This window comes from Rugosimonospora africana (genome assembly GCF_016862975.1).
In the GTDB taxonomy this organism is placed as follows: Bacteria; Actinomycetota; Actinomycetes; order Mycobacteriales; family Micromonosporaceae; genus Rugosimonospora; species Rugosimonospora africana.
The window spans coordinates 104503-120307 of the sequence record NZ_BONZ01000038.1 but is presented as its reverse complement, the minus strand read 5'-3'; the positions used below and the strand labels follow the sequence as shown (position 1 = coordinate 120307).

8 protein-coding genes are annotated in these 15805 nt (G+C 71.9%); 4 read left to right on the top strand and 4 right to left on the bottom strand.

What is annotated here, in order from left to right; all coding sequences use genetic code 11:
• Positions 1-80 precede the first annotated feature (80 nt).
• The 4 genes from Raf01_RS19970 to Raf01_RS19955 all read right to left on the bottom strand — a co-directional run bounded on the left by Raf01_RS19970 (position 81) and on the right by Raf01_RS19955 (position 5097).
• Positions 81-524, bottom strand: a complete 444-nt coding sequence (locus tag Raf01_RS19970; RefSeq protein WP_203919455.1) for a DUF3995 domain-containing protein — start codon at positions 522-524, stop codon at positions 81-83.
• Between the two features lie 51 nt (positions 525-575).
• Positions 576-1046, bottom strand: a complete 471-nt coding sequence (locus Raf01_RS19965; protein ID WP_203919454.1) for an SRPBCC family protein — start codon at positions 1044-1046, stop codon at positions 576-578.
• Complete coding sequence (locus Raf01_RS19960) at positions 1043-1597, bottom strand: RNA polymerase sigma factor (RefSeq protein ID WP_203919453.1); 555 nt, start codon at positions 1595-1597, stop codon at positions 1043-1045. Before Raf01_RS19960 ends, Raf01_RS19965 begins: the two co-directional genes overlap by 4 nt.
• Positions 1598-1770: 173 nt before the next feature.
• On the bottom strand, positions 1771-5097 hold the full coding sequence (locus Raf01_RS19955) for a GH92 family glycosyl hydrolase (RefSeq protein ID WP_203919452.1): 3327 nt from the start codon (positions 5095-5097) through the stop codon (positions 1771-1773).
• A 289-nt stretch (positions 5098-5386) separates the two neighbouring features.
• On the opposite strand from Raf01_RS19955, the gene Raf01_RS19950 reads away from it, so the two are divergent.
• The 4 genes from Raf01_RS19950 (at position 5387) to Raf01_RS19935 (ending at position 15723) form a co-directional block, all read left to right on the top strand.
• Complete coding sequence (locus Raf01_RS19950) at positions 5387-9814, top strand: glycoside hydrolase family 3 C-terminal domain-containing protein (RefSeq protein ID WP_203919451.1); 4428 nt, start codon at positions 5387-5389, stop codon at positions 9812-9814.
• Between the two features lie 171 nt (positions 9815-9985).
• Positions 9986-10537, top strand: coding sequence for a hypothetical protein (locus Raf01_RS19945; RefSeq protein WP_203919450.1), 552 nt, complete (start codon positions 9986-9988; stop codon positions 10535-10537).
• Positions 10538-10690: 153 nt separating this feature from the next.
• Positions 10691-14251: an alpha-N-acetylglucosaminidase TIM-barrel domain-containing protein gene (locus Raf01_RS19940; protein ID WP_203919449.1), complete on the top strand. Its 3561-nt coding sequence runs from the start codon at positions 10691-10693 to the stop codon at positions 14249-14251.
• A gap of 209 nt (positions 14252-14460) precedes the next feature.
• On the top strand, positions 14461-15723 hold the full coding sequence (locus Raf01_RS19935) for an ROK family transcriptional regulator (RefSeq protein ID WP_203919448.1): 1263 nt from the start codon (positions 14461-14463) through the stop codon (positions 15721-15723).
• The last annotated feature ends 82 nt before the right edge of the window (positions 15724-15805 follow it).

Genomic DNA, 15805 nt, shown 5'->3' with positions numbered 1-15805 from the left:
CACGATCTACTCAACTACGGATCGTCGGGGGGCGTTGCGGGAGCCGCTCACGTCGTCGTGCGAAAGGACCTCACGTCGGCTCAGTGCCCGGCCACGGTCGCGGCGGCGGCGCACAGCAGCAGGCACACCGGGGTGTAGGCGGTGAGGTTCAGCCGGTAGAAGGCGGAGCCACGCTCGGCGCCGACGCCCAGGGCCCAGACGATGCCGGCGCCGGCACGTAGGGTCGCACCGGCGGCGACAGCGATCGCCCCCACCGCCGGCACCCATCCCGGAACCCAGCCGGGCAGCCACGAGTCGAGCAGGCCGGCCCGGGCCAGGACGGCGGTCGCCCCGACGGTCAGGACGAGGATCAGGGGCACGAGTACCCGTGGGGTGAACGGCACGTCGGCGTTGAGAACGGCACGGGACAGAGTCCGGACGTCACGGGCCGGCCAGGTCCGGCCGGTCAGCCAGTAGGCGTGGATGAGGGCGTCGAGGCCGAGGATCGCGGCAGCCGCGATGGCGGCCAGCTGGTAGGTCTGCATGCACACAAGAGGACGGCCGCGGTCGGGAACACTCCGGTGAGCCGCGCCACATTACCGACCGGCCGGGGTGAACCGCCGCTCGAACCGGTGCAGGACGGCACGGGCGAGCCTGCGCTGCGCCGGTGCCAGCAGCGGCGCGATGACGCGCTTGCCCGGTACGCGCAGCCCGGCCAGGTAGCCGAACCGGGTGTGGTCGCCGGCCGGTACGGCGGCCATGCCGAAGACGAGGAACCGGCTGCGCATCAGGCACCAGCCGGGCCGCAGGACCATCTCGAACGGCGCGCGCAGCCCGGACCGGCCCCGCACGAGCGCCCGCATCCGTTCGCCGTCGCGTTCGACGACTCGGATCGACCGGACGTCGGGTACCAGGCCGGGAAACTCCTTCTCCACGTCGCCGAGGACCGACCACACCCGGTCGAAGCTGGCCGGCAGCACCGTCTCGGCCAGCATGGTGCCGGGCAGCGCGGCGTGCAGAACCCGCAGCCGTCGCAGGTCGTCGAACTCACCGATCGGCCAGTTCACCGGTCGCTCCCTTCCGTACGCCACGCTCTGGCGAAACTGCGCCTCGCCCGGAACAGCCGGGACCGCACCGTTCCGGCCGGTACGCCGAGAAACTGTCCGGCCGCCTGTTCGTCGAGCCCTTCCAGGTCCCGCAGGGTCAGTACCGCCCGGTGCTCGGGAGACAGCCGGTTCAGCACGTCCCGGACGTCGGCGGCCAGTGCCGGGTCGTCCGGCGCGGGTACCTCGACCGACTCCACCGGGACGGCTCGCGACGACTGCTTGGCGACCCGTACCGCCTCACGGACGGCGATGACCCGTACCCAGCCGAACAGGGCGGCCGGCTCGCGCAGTTCGCCGAGGCGGCGCAGGACGACGATCAGCGTCTCCTGCGCGGCGTCCGGCGCGTCCTGCAGGGCGATCGGCCCGCACAGCCGGCGCACGTACGGCGTGATCGCGTCCAGGACGTCGTGCAGGGCGATCAGGTCACCGCGTTGCGCACGCGCGACGGTGGCGGCGAGCCGGGCGGGGTCGGCCGGGTCGGCACCGGCCGGGCTCTCGTCCGCCACGGTCATCGCGGCCCTCCTCCTCGACGTGCGGTCTTCGCGACCGGCGCGGCGGCCGGTGGATCCGGGCCGTGCGCATGGAACAAGGAGGCGCCCGGGACCGCCGTACGCTCCACCCGGTGACGCGCCTCACATTCAGGGCGCGCCACCGGGATCACGGTAGCGGTCGGGCCGGTGGGGGATCAGAGCGGCCAGAGGTCGACCGGCAGCACGGCCGGCCCGGAGACGTCCAGCCGCACCGAGTGGATGATCACGGGTGACCCGGACGCGATCCGGAAGTCGGAGGCGCCGTTCTCCCGGTTGGCGAACTCCGAGTTGGCCACGGTCACCGTCGCGGTCTTCCAGGTGTCGGTACCGGTGTTGGTGACGTGCACGGCCGTCGTGTACGCGGCGGAGCCGGTACCCGCGTCGTACTGCAGCGACCAGCCGTTCGTGCCCTGGTCGTAGTACTCGACCGTGAACGTCGTGGACGTGGTCTGGTCGTGCGCGATACGCGGATCGATCCTGAAGTACATGTTCAGGTCGTTGGCCACGAGCTGGACCGTCTGCCGGGCGCTCTGGCCGCCGACCGTCACCGGGGTGGTCGCGCCGTCGCCGCCCTCCTCGTTTTGAATCAGGCCGTAGTCGGTGTTCGTGGCGCCCAGCACGGTTCCGACGGTCGCCGTGTCGCCCGGGCCGATGATGGTGACCGGCAGGCTCACGGTGGGCAGGTTGGTCGCCGGCGTCGAGGTCAGCGACAGCGCGATCGCGCTGAATCCCTGGGGCGCGTCCGGTGCGGCCGTCACGGTCAGCGGCACGGTGGCTGTGCCGGCGGAGTCCGCGGCCGTGCCGGCGGAGACTGTGGCCGTGCCGGCGGAGACCGTGGCTGTGCCGGCGGAGACCGTGGCTGTGCCGGCCGAGACGGTGACCGTGCCCTGGTCCGGGGTGACCGTGAGGCCGGCCGGCGGCGTGGCCGCCCAGTGCACCGTGCGCGGAACGACCGGGTCGGCCGCCGCCGACCCCGCGCCGACGGTCAGCGACACGGTCGCGGTGACCTGCTGGCCGGCGATCGCGGTCACGGTGGACGGTGACGAGGCCAGGTCGACCGGGGTGAGGCCGGGCGGGAACGCCAGCGGGCCGGCCGGGTAGGACGGCGGGGCGGCGGCCGGCGAGCTGGCCCAGTGCCGGTTCGGCCGGTCGCCGACCATGTAGTGCAGCCGGGTGGTCGCGCCGGAGTGCCCGGTCAGCGTGCCGGCGTCGAGCCAGGTGCGGTTCGCCGGGCGGCCGTCGACCGTCATCGACTGGACGTAGTAGGTGGTGCCGGAGACATCGGGCGTGTCGATGTCGACGGTGTGGTGCGGCAGGTTCAGGCGTACCCGCGGGAACAGCGGCGAGCTGAGCGCCAGGGCGGTGGACCCGGGGGTCACCGGGTAGAGCCCGACGGCCGACCAGACGTACCACGAACTCATCGCGCCGAGGTCGTCGTTGCCGGGCTCGCCGCCGGGACTGTTCGCGTACACGGTCGACAGCAGCTTGTGCACGATGTCCTGGGTGCGGTACGGCGCCCCGGCGTAGTCGTACACCCACGGGGCGAGCAGATCGGTCTCGTTCCCGGCCCAGTAGTACGGCGGGTTGGGCCCGGCGTTGAGCTGGGTGAAGAACGTGTCCAGGCGGGAGACCGTGGCGGCGTCGCCGCCGATGGCCGAGATGACCCCGGCGAGATTCTGCGGTACCGCGAACACGTACTGCGCGGCGTTGCCTTCCTGGAAACCGGACTGGCCGAAGTCGCTCACCCCGGCGGTCAGCGGGTTGCTCGCCGGGAACCGCCCGTCCCGGTCACGCGGCTGGAGGTACCCGGAACCGGTGTTGTACAGCCGGGTCCAGTTCTGCGAACGCTGCCGGAAGGTCTGCGCGACGGACGTGTCGTGCAGTTGCGAGGCCAGCTGGGAGATGGCGAAGTCGGCGGTCGCGTACTCCAGCGTCTCCGAGGCGCCGTTGTCGACCGCCGAACCCGAACCGGTGGAGTCGTTGGGTACGTAGCCCAGCCGCAGGTAGTCGGCCAGTCCGGGACGTTCCTCGTACCAGCCCTGGCCGAGCTGGTCGGCGGACGGCACGGCGGTGGCGCCCTTGACCATGGCCGACAACGCGTCGCGGGCGTCGAAGTCGCGGGCCCCGAAGGCGTACGCCTCGGCGATGATCGGGTCGGCGGCGTCGCCGTTCATCATGCCGGTGTACGCGTTGCCCACCGGCCACTTCGGCAGCCAGCCGCCCTGCCGGGCGTCATCCAGCAGCGACTGGGCCATCTGGCTGGTCTGCTCCGGCGCCAGCATGGCCAACAGCGGGATCTCCGACCGGTAGATGTCCCAGCCGGAGAAGCTGGTGTAGTGCGCCGTGCCTCGGGCGGTGGTGTGGGTCTTGCCGTCGAACCCCGGATACTGGCCGTCCGCGTCGCTGAACACGGTCGGGGTCAGCAGCGCGTGGTACAGGGCGGTGTAGAACTGGACCTGTTCGTCGTGGGTACCGCCGCCGATCTGGATTTCGGACAGCAGGTCGCGCCAGGCCCGGCTGGTGGCCCGCGCGACGTCCGGCACGCTCCAGCCACGGTTCTCGGCGCGCAGGTTGGCCAGCGCGCCCGCGGTGCTGACGTAGCTGACCGCCACCTTCATCAGGACCGTGTCGTCGGCCGTGGTGTCGAAGCTGACCCAGGCGCCGCTGTTCGTGCCGCTGGCCGACGTCGCCCCGGCGGTGACGGTGGATCCGGTCCAGGTGCCGGTCGCGGCGAACGGCCGGTTGAACTGCGCGGCGAAGTACACCGGCACCGGCTGCTGCCGGGTGGCGCAGAAGTGGCCGGTGGACACCGAGCCGGTCACCTCGTCGTCGCCGACGATGTCGACCGAGGCCGCCGCGGCCTGGTTCTTGGACTGGCTCACCTTGAACAGGACGTTGGACTGTGTCGACGCCGGGAAAGTGATCCGACCTATGCCGGTGCGGGTGGTGGCCGCGACGTCCAGGTGGATCGGCTGCGCCTGCGACCGGTCTGGCTCGGCGCGTCTGACGCCGCGCGACGACCCAGACCGGTCGCCCAGCGTCACGGAGTAGGAGCCGGGCTTGGCCTCCTCGCCGGTGTGGCTGAACGGCTGCTGCGCCGCCGCCGGGTTGGCGCCGATCGCGCCGACCGTCGGCAGGATCGGCACGTCGTCCTCGACCGGGCAGCCGACTCCGGACAGGTGCGTCAGGCTCAGCCCGGTGATCGCCGAGTCGGCGTAGGAGTATCCACCGCCGGTCGGCCGGCTGGTGGTGTCGGGGCTCCAGGTCAGCATGCCGAACGGCGCCGCCGCGCCGGGGAACGTGTTGACGTCGCCGACCGTGGCGCCGCCGCTGCCGGTGCCGATCCACGGGTTCACCAGCGCGGTCGGGTCGCCGACCAGCGGCGTACCGGCGGGGGAGGCGTGCGCGGCCGTCGCGGTCAGGCCGAGGGCGAGGCACGCCGCGCCGGCGGCGAGCAGGCGGGCGGTTCTGCTGTGTCTCATGGCAGTCGGGTCCTCGGTTTCGTGCTGAGACGCCGGTCTCAGGGACGGAAGTGCCGGGTGCCCGATAGGGGGAGTCTGGTGCACTCCATCGGCATAGTCAAGATCTTCAACATCATCTCGGGTTTCTCGCGCCATGCCAAACGTCCGATGTAAGATCTTGACTTCCGTCGCGGCCAGCGACAGCATGTCGTCTGCAGTGCCAGCATCCTGTGCGCGCGGCTCCGCCCCGCCCGATGGCGGTTGCCGTTGCCCAGGATGACCGTCCCCGACATTGCTGGAGGCATCCCTCATGGCCTTATCCCCGCATGACTTCCGCCGGCACAGAGCCTGGGCGCTCGCCGCGCTCGGCGGCCTCGCCTGCCTGGTCGCGACGGTCGCCGTCGCTCCGGCGGCGACCGCGGCGGCACAGCCACCGACCCCGGTCTACCTGGACACGCACCACAGCTTCGCCGAGCGCGCCGCCGACCTCGTCTCCCGGATGACGCTGGCCGAGAAGGTGCAGCAGCTGCACACCAACAACGCACCGGCGATCGCCCGGTTGGGGGTGCAGCAGTACACGTACTGGAGTGAGGGGCAGCACGGCCTCAACCGGCTGGGCGCGGACGCGGGCGAGGGCGGCCAGGGCGCCGTGGACGACGTGCACGCGACGAGCTTCCCGACGAACTTCGCCTCGTCGATGAGCTGGGATCCGGGCCTGATGTACCAGGAGACCACCGCCATCTCCGACGAGGCGCGCGGCTTCCTGGACAAGTCGCTGTTCGGCACCGGGCAGAACAACCTCGGCCCGGACGTGAACGACTACGGCGACCTGACCTTCTGGGCGCCGACCGTGAACCTCGACCGCGACCCGCGCTGGGGCCGCACCGACGAGGCGTTCGGTGAGGACCCGTACCTGGTGTCCCAGCTGGCCGGCGCGTTCGTCAACGGGTACCAGGGCAACACGATGGCCGGGCAGCCGATGACCCCGTACCTGAAGGTGGCCGCGACCGCGAAGCACTACGCGCTGAACAACGTGGAGTCCAACCGGCTGTCCGGCGACTCGGTCACCACCGAGGCGGATCTGCACCAGTACTACCTCAAGCAGTTCCAGAGCCTCATCGAGGACGACCACGTGGCCGGGCTGATGACGTCGTACAACGCCATCAACGGCACACCGGGCGCGGTCGACACGTACACGGTCAACCAGCTCGCCCAGCGGACGTTCGACTTCGGCGGGTACATCACCTCCGACTGCGACGCGATCGCGACCGCGTGGCAACCGCCACCGGGCGGCCACGCCTGGGCGGCACCCGGCTGGACGTCCGTCGCGCAGGGCGCCCAGGTGCTGTGGAAGAACGACACCACCGGGGCCACCATCCCGGCCGCCGCCGGCGCCGAGGCGTACGGGCTGCGGGCCGGTACCGCGCTGAACTGCACCGGCGACCAGGCCACCCTGCCCAACATCGAGGCGGCCATCGACGCCGGGATCCTCTCCGAGGGCGTCATCGACACCGACCTGGTCAAGCTGTTCACCATGCGGATGGCCACCGGTGAGTTCGACCCGCCGGCGAAGAACGCGTACACCGCGATCACCAAGTCCGTCATCGAGAGCACCGAGCACCAGCAGTTGGCCCGGACCGTGGCCGACAACTCCCTGGTGCTGTTGAAGAACGGCGCGGTGACCGGCACCACGGCGCCGCTGCTGCCGGTCGACCCCGCGACGGCGCGACACGTCGTCGTGCTCGGCGACCTGGCCAATCAGGTGACCCTGGGCGGCTACTCCGGCCAGCCGAGCGTGCATGTCAGCGCGGTGCAGGGCATCACCGACGCGGTGAAGGCGGCCGACCCGGACGCGACCGTGACGTTCGACGCGGCAGGCACCTCGAGCACCGCGACCGGCCCGGCGGTGCTGTCCGACGCGACGAAGGCCGCGATCGGCGGCGCGGACCTGGTGCTGGAGTTCGTCGGTACCACCGGCTCGAACGCGAGCGAGGGCAAGGACCGGTCGACGATCGCCATGCCGGGCAACTACGACTCCCTGATCGACCAGGTCGCCGCGCTGGGCAACCCGCGCACCGCGCTGGTCATCCAGGCCGACGGTCCGGTGGCCATCGAGGACGTGCGAGGCAAGGTACCGGCGATCCTGTTCAGCGGGTACAACGGGCAGGCCCAGGGGCAGGCGCTGGCCGACGTGGTGTTCGGCGCGCAGAACCCGGCCGGGCACCTGAACTTCACCTGGTACCGCGACGACTCGCAGCTGCCGGCGATGATGAACTACGGGCTGGACGCGTCCAGCACCGGCGGCATCGGGCGCACGTACCAGTACTTCACCGGAACGCCGACCTACCCGTTCGGGTACGGGTTGAGCTACACCACGTTCAGCGTCACGAACGTGAGCACGGACAAGAAGTCGGTCTCCGCCACGGGTACGGTGTCGGTCACGCTCACGGTGAAGAACGTCGGGCAGGCCGCCGGTTCCACGGTGGTGCAGCTGTACGCCGCGACACCCGGTGCCGGCACCGCCGACGTGCCGCTGTCCCGGCTCGCCGCCTTCGCCAAGACGAAGAACCTGACGCCGGGCCAGTCGCAGAAGCTCACGCTGACCGTGGACATCAGCGACCTTTCGCTGTGGGACACCGCGCACTCCCGCGAGACGGTCGCAGACGGCAACTACGAATTCCGGGTGGGCACCAGCGCGACGTCGATCGTCGCGCAGAACGACGTGAAGGTCACCGGCGCACTCAAGCCGAAGGTGCGGTACGTGACCGTACAGCCGGAGTCGGTCGTCTACCAGGCGGGTCAGACCTTCGACCTGACCGGGCGCAACCAGTGGCTGGCCGACGACACCAAGGCGTCCGAGGAACCGGATCGCGACCTCACCGTCAAGGCCGACGGGGTCGTCGAGGCGGTCAACGACGATCAGTCCTTTATGGACCTATCGACGGCGAAGGTGAAGTATTCCAGCAGCGATCCGAGCGTGGCCAGCGTCGACAAGAACGGACTGGTCCGGGCCATCAAGAACGGCGTCGCGACCATCACGGTGACCGTGAACGGCGTGGCCGGCAGCGTGCCGATCGTCGTGCAGGACACGCTGACCGGCAGCGTACCGTCCATTATGGAGGCAGGCGCGACGGCCACGGTCTCCGCGACCTTCACCAACGGCAACGTCAAGCCGGTCCACAATCTCACCCTCGGCATCACCGTGCCGGACGGCTGGACGGCCACCCCGATCACGCCGACCAGCGCCAAGACGGTGGACGCGAACTCCTCGGTCACCGCCAGCTGGAAGGTGTCCCCGGGCACCGGAGTCACGCCCGGCACGTACGCCGTCGGCTTCACCGCGACCTCCAGCGAGGGGGCGTTCGACTCCAGCGGCCAGGTGCAAGTGCCGTACGCCTCGGTCGCCGCGGCGTACGACAACACGGGCATCAGCAACGACAACGCGCCGTTCACCGGTACGTTCGACGGTGGCGCGCTCAGCTACTCGGCGCAGGCGCTGGCCGCGGCCGGCTTCGCGCCCGGCGCACAGGTCACCGCGGCCGGGATCGGGTTCACCTGGCCCGGTCCGAACGTGCCGGACAACATCGTGGCCAGCGGCCAGGTGGTGCCGGTCGCCGGTTCCGGCCGCCTGCTGGGCTTCCTCGGGGCCAGCAGCGGAGCGACCACCTCCGGCAACGGCACGGTGGTGTACGCCGACGGGACGACCCAGCCGTACACGCTGACCTTCGGCGACTGGTGGTCGGCGAACGCGGCCACCGGCACGTCGATCGCGGCCACCGCGAAGTACATCAACAGCGGCCCGGACGCCGGCCGGACCAACCAGACCGTCCACGTGTACGCCGCGTGGGTGTCGCTGGACCCGGCGAAGACGGTCAGGTACGTGATCCTGCCGCACGTCACGGACAACGGGCAGGTCACCCAGGGGCCGGCGATGCACGTGTTCGGGCTGGGCATCAGTCCGGGAGGCGACCAGACCGCGGTGGTCTGCGACGACCTCGGCAACCCGGACACCGCCTTCGGTGCGTCCGCGCGGGACGAGGGCGACGGGCACCTGACCGCGACCACGGCGGGTGGCCTTGCCGCCCGGACGACCACCGGATCCGGCTCGTTCTACATGTACTTCGACATCGACAACTCCGTCGTACCGGGCGGCACCTACCAGGCCACCGCGTACGTCAGCTACTACGACCACGGCACCGGCAGCTGGGACATCCAGTACGACTCGTTCGCCGACGTGTCGAACAACGCCTTCCGGGACTCGGTACGGGTGACCGACACCGGTACCGACACCTGGAAGACCGCGGTCGTGCCGCTGCCGGACGCGGCGCTGTCCAACCGGGAGAACGGGTCCACCGACCTGCGCCTGAACATCGGTGTCGGTGCCCAGGCGATCGGGCGGATCGGGCTGAGCGTCACCGGCGACAACGTCGTCCCGGTGCACCTGTGCCCGGCCGCCGAACCGACCGCCCCGGCGGTGACCGTCGCGCCGGCCGGCGTGACCGTGGCGGCCGGCGGCACCGCGACGTTCACCGCGCAGGCCACCGGCGATCCGGGCCCGCTGGTTCACTGGCAGTCCATGGCACCCGGCGGTGACTGGGCCGACGTGCCCGGCGCGACCGGCACCACGCTGAGCGTCGCCGGCGTACCGGCGTCCGCCGACGGCACCGGGTACCGCGCGGTGTTCGTCAACGTCGCCGGCACCACCACGACCGACCCGGCGACCCTGCACGTGTCGTAGCACCGGCCACGCCGGTCAGGGCGCGCGTACCCGATCCCGGGTACGCGCGCCCGCGTTCTTCCAGAAGCGGTGCCCTCCGGTTCACGATCGGTTGACGGTGAATGTCCGGCCGCGAACCGGGTAGAGCCGATCACCTGGGAGCCTTGCGCTCAAAGGTGAGAGGACCGGTCGATGGCGGGAACGCGGCACGGCGGGCGACCGCTGACCCGGCTGACCGTGGTGAGCCTGGCCGCACACGTCGCCATCGAGCTGGGCGCCGGGGTCGGCATGCCGCTCGCCTCGGTCCTCGGACCGGCCACCCCCGGGTTCTGGCTGCTGGTCGGGGGCGGCGCCTGGCGGATCGCGGGCGCCGACCACCGGTACGCCGACGCGGTGTCGGCCGCGGTCAACGGCTTCGGGCTCGCCGCCGTGGCCGCGCACCTGGGCGGTTGGCCCACCCGCCGCACCCGGATCGGGTTGCCCTGGCTGGAGGAGTGCGAGGGGTTGGGGGCCGAGATGATGCCCGCCTACAACACCATCCTGTACCTGTCGGGCGTGGCGGCACTGCTGGCCGTCGTGCGGGAGAAGCGCGGCGCCCCGGCTCACCTGCCGGTGGCCATGCTGGCGCTCGCGCCGGCACTGGTCGCGTTCCAGCACTGGGAGCACCGCCGGCTGCGCAACCGGGCGCACACCCGTCCCGGATGGTGGACCCGGCGGCTGCGCCGCCTCGCCCCGATGCCGTAGCCGGCGGATCTTGGCACCCGGAAAGTGTTGACGGGGCTGGGGGAAGAGGTACATCCTCATCGATAAGAGGGTTTCGAAAGGACGTTACATTATTCCGGTCCGCGGGCCGGTGACCCTCACGCCACGCAACCCCCTCCCGGAAGTGAGCTGGCGATGTTCCCAGATCGACGGTGGCTGCCGCCCACCGGAACCGGCCGTCTCCCTCGCGCCGCGGCCGCCGTGGCCGCGTTCGCGTCCCTCCTGCTCGTCGGCGCGACCACACCGGCGGGGGCCGCACCGCCCGCCGCACCGCCGGCCGCGCCGGTGGCATCCGACCCACCCACCGCGTCCGCTGGCGCGTTCGACACCCGTCCCGCCGCCGACGCGCTGCACCGGCTGGTCGGCGGCAAATCGGGACAGGTGCGGCTGCGCGCCGAGAGCAAGGGCAGCGGCCCCGACCGGTTCCGGATCGCCGACGAACACCATCAGCTCGTCATCACCGGTACCAGCCCGGCCGTGCTGCTGACCGGCTTCGGCTGGTACCTGAAGTACGTGGCGCACGCGGACATCTCGCTCGACGGGCAGCAACTCGACCTGCCCGGCCGGCTGCCCCTGCCGGCCGCCCCGATCGAGCACGACTCCTCGGTGGCGCACCGCTTCGCCCTCAACGACACCAACGAGGGCTACGCCGGTCCCTACCTGAGTTGGGCCGACTGGCAGCACCGGATCGACGTGCTGGCCCTGCACGGCATCAACGAGGTGCTGGTGTACGAGGGGCAAGAGGCGGTCTACGAGCAGACCTTCGAACAGTACGGGTACACCGCGGCGGAGATGCGGGGCTGGATCCCGCAGCCCGGCCACCAGTCGTGGTGGCTGCTGCAGAACATCTGCTGCGTCGGTTCGCCGATCTCGCAGCAACTCATCGACCAGCGCGCGGGGCTCGGCCGGCAGATCGCCGACCGGCTGCGCCAGCTCGGCATGACGCCGGTCCTGCCCGGCTACTACGGCACCGTGCCGGCGCAGTTCGCCGCCCGCAACGCCGGTGCCAACACGGTGCCGCAGGGCACCTGGGACGGGCTGCCGCGGCCGGACTGGCTGGATCCGACCAACCCGTACTTCGCCCAGGTGGCCGCCACCTTCTACCAGGTGCAGTCGAAGCTGTTCGGCGACTCCGCGATGTACAAGATGGACCTGCTGCACGAGGGCGGCACGGCCGGCAGCGTCAACGTGACCGCGGCGTCCCAGGCCGTGCAGCGGGCGCTGAACACCGCGCACCCGGACGCGATCTGGGCGATCCTCGGCTGGGAGAAGAACCCGCTTCCGGCCACCCTGGCGGCCGTCGACCGGTCCAAGATGCTGGTCCTCGACGGACTGTCGGAGCAGCCGAACGTCACCGACCGCGACACCGACTGGCTCGGCACGCCGTACGCCTTCGGTACCATCTGGAACTTCGGCGGCCACACCAACCTCGGTGCCAGCCTCGCCGACTGGAACCAGAAGTTCCACGCCTGGCAGGCCAAGGCGGGCACCGCGCAGGACGGCATCGCGCTGATGCCGGAGGCCATCGACAACAACCCGGCGGCGGTCGACTTCTTCACCGAGATGCCCTGGCAGCCGGGGCCGGTCGACATGCGCCAGTGGTTCGCCGACTACGCGAAGGCCCGGTACGGCGCCGCGGACCCGCACGCGCAGGCCGCCTGGCAGGTGCTCGCGAACACCGTCTACAACTGGCCGCCCAGCGTCGACAGCAAGCACCCGACCTCGTTGTACGAGAACCAGCCGAGCCTGACCACCACCTCGCCCGCGCTGCCCTACGACCCGGCCACCTTCGAGGCCGCGCTCGGCGACCTGCTGCAGGTGAGCCCGAAACTGCGGGACAGCACCGCGTACCGCTACGACCTGGTCGACGTCGCCCGGCAGGTGCTGGCCAACCGCAGCCGCACGATGCTGCCCGCTATCAACACCGCGTACCAGGCGAGGGACACCGCCCGGTTCGAGCAGCTGACCGGGCAGTGGATGGACCAGGTGCGCCTGATGGACACGCTGCTCGGCACCGACGACCACTTCCTGCTCGGCGCCTGGCAGGCACAGGCCGCGATCCAGGCCGCCGATCCGGCGGAGAACACCCAGTTGCAGTACGACGTGAAGTCGCTGGTGACGCTGTGGGCGACCGGTACCACCCTGCAGGACTACGCCCGGCGTGAGTTCAACGGCCTGGTCGGTGACTACTACGGGGGCCGGTGGCAGACCTTCTTCGACAGCCTGGACACCGCGTTGAAGACCGGTGCCGCACCGGTCGCGACCGACTGGGCGGCGTACGCGCAGAACTGGGCGCACGGGTCCACGCGGTACCCGGCCACCCCGCGCGGCAGCGCCTACGACCAGGCCACCAAGGTGGCCGAGGTACCCGCCGGCGAGGTGAGCGCCGCCACCGACGCCACCGCGGTGAAACCGGCCGGCACGGTCACGGTCACCGCCACGTTCCACAACGAGAACCTGTTGCGCCCCACCGGAAAGGTGACCGTCACGCTGTCCGCGCCGGCGGGCTACCGGGTCAGGGCGCTGACCGCCACCAGCACCGGACGGGTCGCCGCAGCGGGCACGTTCAGCACCCGGTGGGCGGTCACCGTACCGGCCGGCACGCCACCGGCCGCGGTGCCGTCGTTCGGTGCCACGGCGGCGTGGTCGTCGGGCGGGGTCGGCGACTCGGCGACGTCCGGCACCCGGGTCCTGGTCACCGGCGACGTGACCGCGCCGTACCAGACGGTGTCGAACAGCGCCGCGTCCTTCGCGCAGTCCGGGGTCACGGTCGGGATCGCTGGCGGCGGGGCCGACATGTGGGGCGCCGTCGACGAGTACGGCGCCGTGTACCGGCCGGACGTGCTGGCCGGCGGGCAGGCGGTGCAGGCACGGATCACCAACCAGGACACAGTTTCCGGCAACTCCCGGGCCGGCCTGGTGACCAGCGCCGACCTGTCGGGGCGGGGCGGCGGCGGGTACGCCGACATCGCCGTCACCCCCCAGCACGGCTGCGTGTTCGGCTGGGACTCCGACGGCGACGGGCGCCTCGACTCGTCCCGGGAGGTCGACGGCTTCGGCGGAGTGACGTACGTGCGGTTGAGCCGCATCGGGGCCAGCCTCGCCGGGGCCTGCAGCAGCGACGGTACCGACTGGACGGTGGTGGGCAGCGCGACGGTGCCCGGTACCGCCGACGCCGCCGATGTCGGCATGTTCTTCAGCGCCGGCGACGCCGCCCGGCAGGGGCTCGCCACGTTCGACGGGTTCGGGGTGGCGCCGTACGCGCCCCGGGACGGCTCCGGGGACACGGTGCGCAGCCTGCGCCAGCCGGTCACCGCGTCCGGTGCGGAGAACGGCCACCCGGCCAGTGCCGCCAACGACGGCAGCCGGTCCAACAACCCGTACTGGGGCGGGCCGCTGACCAGCGACGCCGCCTGGTGGCAGGTGGACCTCGGTACCGCGACGAGCGTGTCACGGATCAACGTGCGCAACTACGTGGACGGTACCCGGTACTACACCTACCAACTGGTCGGCAGCCTGGACGGCGAGCACTGGTTCACGCTCGGCGGCCGGACGGGCACCAGTCCGGTGACCGACGCGGGGGAGACCTTCGGCACCGAGGCCACCGCCCGCTACGTCCGGGTCATCGGCTTCAGCAACTCGGCCAACAGTACGTTCCACCTGACCGAGGTGACCGTGTACGGCAGCCCGGCCTGAGCCGTTGCCCGGCCGGGTCCTCGGGCGCGCCGGATGTCTTGGTCAGCGCCCCGGTCCCGCGACCGCTCACCGCCCACAGTGGACGGTGAGCGGTCGCGGTCCGGGCGGGTAGCCTACGGCGGACAAGCGGCGACGGGCGGGCGATCGGCAGGGCGGGGCCGGGTAGGGCGGCACTGGCAGTGCCGCACTGGCAGGGTGGAGGGGGACAGGTGAGCGAGGACGCGGGACCGGCCGAGGTCACCGGCAGCCCCGCGCTGCTGCGGGAAATCAACTGTGCCAAGGTGTTCACCGCGCTGCGCGGCGGGCCGGCACAGCGGCTCACCGAACTGTCCGCGCGCACCGGGCTGTCCCGGCCGACCGTGGCGCAGGCGGTCACCCAACTGGTCGAGGGCGGTTGGGCCGAGTACGCCGAGGAGACCGGTGCCGGCGAGACCGCGGCCGGCCGGCCCCGGATCGGCCGTCCGGCCCGCCTGGTCCGGTTCCGGGGCCGGGCCGGGTACGTGCTCGGCATCGACATCGGGCCGCACAAGATCCTGGCCGTGCTGGCCGACCTGACCGGCGACGTGGTCGCCAAGCGCCGCCGTGACGACCACTTCGCCGGCTCCGGCGAAGAGGTGCTGACCGCCGTCCGGCAGACCATCACCGACCTGCTGAACACCGCCCGGGTACGCCGGGAGGACGTCTGGTCGGTGGCCGTCGGTACGCCCGGCATCGTGGAGGAGCGCACCGGCGCGGTACGGATGGCGCCCAGCCTGCCCGGCTGGCACCGCATCCGGCTGACCGGCGCGCTCGGCCGGTCGCTGCGCTGCCCGGTGCACGTGGAGAACGACGTGAACCTCGCCGTGCTGGCCGAGCGCTGGCGTGGGGTCGCGGTCGGCGTGCACACCGTGGTGTTCGTCCAGTGGGGTGCCCGGATCGGTGCCGGCCTGATCATCGGCGACCGGCTGCACCGGGGTGCCGGCGGGATGGCCGGCGAGATCGGTTACCTCAGCGTGTTCGGCGAAGCCGACATCGACTCCGACGCGGCCGGACTCGGGCCGCTGGAACGGTTGGTCGGCGCGGCCGCGATCAGCTCCGCCGCCGGAAGCCCGCCGGGACCGGCGGCGCCACGCGTCGACCGCAGGCCCGAGGAGTTGGACGCCGCCGCGGTGTTCGCCGCCGCCCGCGACGGCGACGCGGCCGCGGCCGCCGCGGTGGACACCGTCGCGCAGCGGCTGGCCCGGGGACTGTCCGCGCTGCTGTTGCTGCTCGACCCCGACATGGTGGTACTGGGCGGTGGGGTGTCGGCAGCCGGCGAGCCGCTGCTGGCCGCGATCCGCCGGCACCTGTGCCCGCTGACCCTCACCGAGCCGGTGCTGGCCCTGTCCTCGCTCGGCGACGAGGCCACCGCGCTCGGCGCGGTGCGTACCGCACTGTCCGATGTGGAGCGTCGGCTGTTGCCCCGCGCGACACCGATACCCGACGTTCCGTAGGGGCGGCCGGCACGGAGGCTGGCGGTTCTCGTCCCGCGCACGCGGCGTCTCTGCGCGGCGCATCCGGCGTGCGGAAGCCGGC

Coding starts and splice junctions, on each gene's coding strand:
- Raf01_RS19960 (WP_203919453.1), bottom strand. CDS start 1,597: ATGACCGTGGCGGACGAGAGCCCGGCCGGTGCCGACCCGGCCGACCCC.
- Raf01_RS19940 (WP_203919449.1), top strand. CDS start 10,691: ATGTTCCCAGATCGACGGTGGCTGCCGCCCACCGGAACCGGCCGTCTC.
- Raf01_RS19955 (WP_203919452.1), bottom strand. CDS start 5,097: ATGAGACACAGCAGAACCGCCCGCCTGCTCGCCGCCGGCGCGGCGTGC.
- Raf01_RS19945 (WP_203919450.1), top strand. CDS start 9,986: ATGGCGGGAACGCGGCACGGCGGGCGACCGCTGACCCGGCTGACCGTG.
- Raf01_RS19970 (WP_203919455.1), bottom strand. CDS start 524: ATGCAGACCTACCAGCTGGCCGCCATCGCGGCTGCCGCGATCCTCGGC.
- Raf01_RS19950 (WP_203919451.1), top strand. CDS start 5,387: ATGGCCTTATCCCCGCATGACTTCCGCCGGCACAGAGCCTGGGCGCTC.